This is a genomic window from Nocardioides sp. (genome assembly GCF_031422975.1).
Lineage (GTDB): Bacteria > Actinomycetota > Actinomycetes > Propionibacteriales > Nocardioidaceae > Nocardioides.
The window spans coordinates 1-3,323 of record NZ_JANPEO010000516.1; the positions used below are offsets into that span (position 1 = coordinate 1).

Annotated in this window: 2 protein-coding genes and 1 pseudogene; 2 read left to right on the plus strand and 1 reads right to left on the minus strand. The window is 70.1% G+C overall.

All coding sequences use genetic code 11. The features are described 5' to 3' along the window. On the minus strand, positions 1 to 481 hold a 481-nt coding region (locus RMO85_RS15440; protein WP_310529610.1), incomplete at its 3' end, for a glycoside hydrolase domain-containing protein. A gap of 159 nt (positions 482 to 640) precedes the next feature. Between RMO85_RS15440 and purL the strand changes: the two genes are divergently transcribed. Both purL and RMO85_RS15450 read left to right on the plus strand, forming a co-directional pair. Further along, complete coding sequence (gene purL / locus RMO85_RS15445; protein ID WP_310529611.1) at positions 641 to 2,932, plus strand: phosphoribosylformylglycinamidine synthase subunit PurL; 2,292 nt, start codon at positions 641 to 643, stop codon at positions 2,930 to 2,932. 108 nt (positions 2,933 to 3,040) lie between these two features. After that, positions 3,041 to 3,323, plus strand: a pseudogene (locus RMO85_RS15450) (hypothetical protein); the annotation flags it as partial.

Below are 3,323 nucleotides of genomic sequence, written 5' to 3' on the forward strand. Positions count from 1 at the left end.
TCTTGTCGGCCTCGACGACGCCCTGCGCGCGGGCGGTCGCATAGCTGTCGGCGGGCTTCGGGCTGATCTTGAAGTCGTCCTGATAGCGCGGGAAGCGGTCCAGGCAGGAGGCCTGCGGGCCCAGGGCAATGGGGAGCAGCCGCCAACCACGCGAGACCTGCGCCGCGACCCAGGTGGGCGAGAGGTTGGGTTGGACCCGGCAGGCGCGGGAGTCCCCGGAGATGTAGATGCCCACGGCGCGGAAAGGGGAATGGGCGATCCACGCGTCCATGGCTGCCTGGGTCGGCGCCACGCACTGGTCGAAGCCGAGGCCGGTGAAGTCGCCCGGCGTCGAGGCGGCGATCTCCGCCTTCCGCTCCGAAGCGCTGGCCAGGGCGGCTGCCCCGTCTCGCGAGTCGGTCGGGTGCGCGAGCAGCAGGGTGGGAATGCTGACGGCGAGAGCAAGCAGGGCGGTGCTCAGGGCGATGGCCGGTCGGCGCATGGTCGAGACTCCAGAAGCTGGGGAAGACGGGTCGCGAAAGGGCCACCCTACGTCCCACCAGTCACTTTCGTCACACCTTCGATCCCATCGAGCCGGGGAGGGCGACCACCGCAGGGACGCGGCAATCGGAGGAGCCTTCGGCCTTAGTAGATTGAGCCCGTGTCCGAGACCCAGGCTGCCCCCCGTACGACCACACTCGACACCGTCGCCGTCGCGTCCGGTGACCCCGAGCGTGACCAGCCGTGGGCGGATCTCGGCCTGAAGGCCGACGAGTACGCCACCATCCGCGAGATCCTCGGTCGCCGCCCGACCAGCAGCGAGCTCGCGATGTACAGCGTCATGTGGTCCGAGCACTGCTCCTACAAGTCGAGCAAGGTGCACCTCAAGCAGTTCAGCGAGATCCCCCAGGAGACGCCGATCGGAAAGCTGCCCCCCGCCAGCGGCGACAACGCCGGCGTCCTGGACATCGGCCAGGGCTACGCCGTGACCTTCAAGGTCGAGTCGCACAACCACCCGTCCTATGTCGAGCCCTACCAGGGCGCAGCGACCGGCGTCGGCGGGATCGTCCGGGACATCCTCGCCATGGGCGCGCGTCCGGTCGCGGTGATGGTCTCTCTTCGTTTTGGGCCGCTCGACCCTGATTCGTCTGGCGACACCCACCGCGTGCTGCCCGGGATCGTCGCCGGCGTCGGCGGCTACGGCAACATGCTCGGCCTGCCCAACATCGGCGGCGAGGCCGTCTTCGACGAGTCCTACCTCGGCAACCCGCTCGTCAACGCACTCTGCGTCGGCGTCCTCCGCCACGAGGACCTCCACCTCGCCAAGGCGTCCGGCGTCGGCAACCAGGTCATCCTGTACGGCGCCCGCACGGGCGGCGACGGCATCGGGGGTGTCTCCGTGCTGGCGTCCGAGACCTTCGACGCCGATGGCCCGGCCAAGCGTCCCTCCGTGCAGGTCGGCGACCCCTTCATGGAGAAGCTCCTCATCGAGTGCACGCTCGAGATCTTCGCCGCTGGCCTGGTCGCGGGCATCCAGGATCTCGGCGGCGCCGGACTGTCGTGCGCTACCTCGGAGCTGGCCAGCGCCGGCGACGGTGGCATGCACGTCGAGCTCGACCGCGTGCCGTTGCGCGACTCCAGCCTGGCGCCCGAGGAGATTCTGATGTCGGAGTCGCAGGAACGGATGATGGCCGTTGTCGAGCCCGCCGACGTCGACGCCTTCATGGCGATCTGCGAGAAGTGGGACGTCGAGGCCGTCGTCGTCGGTGAGGTCACCGGCACCGGACGGTTGCACATCGACTGGCACGGCGAGCGCGTCGTCGACGTACCCCCGCGCAGCGTGGCCCACGACGGCCCGACCTACAACCGCCCTTTTGCCCGGCCGAGCTGGCAGGACGCCCTCCAGGCCGACGGTGCGGACAAGCTTGAGCGACCCACCGACCTCCGAGCGACCCTGCTCCAGCTGGTCACCAGCCCGAACCTCTGCGACAAGGCCTGGATCACCGACCAGTTCGACCGCTACGTCCAGGGCAACACCGTGCTCTCGCAGCCCAGCGACAGCGGCATGATCCGGGTCGATGTCGACACCAACCTCGGCGTCTCCGTCGCCACCGACTGCAACGGCCGCTTCGCCAAGCTCGACCCGTACGCCGGGGCGCAGCTCGCGCTCTCCGAGTCCTACCGCAACGTCGCCACGGGCGGTGCGCGTCCACTCGCCATCTCCGACTGCCTCAACTTCGGCTCGCCCGAGGACCCCGACGTCATGTGGCAGTTCGCCGAGGCCTGCCGCGGGCTCAAGGACGCCTGCCTCGAGCTCGGCATCCCCGTCACCGGCGGCAACGTCAGCCTCTACAACCAGACCGGCGAGACCGCGATCCTGCCGACGCCCGTCGTGGCCGTGCTCGGTGTCATCGACGACGTCACCAAGCGCACGCCGACCGGCTTCGTGGCCGAGGGCGAGCGGGTGTTCCTGCTCGGCGAGACCCGCGACGAGCTCTCCGGCTCCGAGTGGGCGCACGTCGTGCACGCCCACCTCGGCGGTCTGCCGCCGAAGGTCGACCTCGCCGCCGAGCGGCACCTGGCCGAGCTGCTCGCCGAAGCATCGCGCGATTCAGTTGTCACCAGCGCTCACGACCTGTCCGACGGCGGACTGGCCCAAGCCCTGGCGGAATCCTCCTTCCGCAACGGGATCGGGGTCTCGGTCTCGGTGGCCGACGTGGCGGGTGGCGACGCCTTCGTTGCCCTCTTCGCCGAGTCCGTTGCTCGCGCCATCGTGACGGTGACCACCGACAACGTCGACCGCCTCCTCTCGCTGGCCCAGCAGCACGGCGTCCCGATCACCGAGCTCGGCCAGACCGGCGGCGCGCAGATCAGCATCGAGGGCGAGTTCACCCTCGACGTCGCCGAGGCGCAGGTCGCCTGGAGCGCCACGCTTCCCGACGGGCTGGGCTGAGCACATCGGCCTCGCCGGGGATATCCATGGGCGCGATGGCTCGGTCTGGCCGCGATTTTGAGCCATCGCGCCCATGGATATCCCGCCGCGTCGGTAGTCTCACCCCAGATGGCTGCCCTGACGCGGCGGACCGCGCTCGCGGCCGCCGGACTCCTCCCGCTCGCTGCGGCGTGCGCCAACGATGACAATCCTGGAGACGACCCGGTGCCAGATGGAGACGAGCGGCCGACCAGTGGAACGCTGCCCAACCATCCGCGGCTGAGCTACGGCCCGGACGCGTCGCAGTGGGTCGACCGCTACGACCCCGACGGCCCCAGCCGCGGCACCGTCGTCGTGGTCCACGGTGGCTTCTGGAAGGCCGAGTACGGCGCCGACCTCGGCGCGCCGCTGG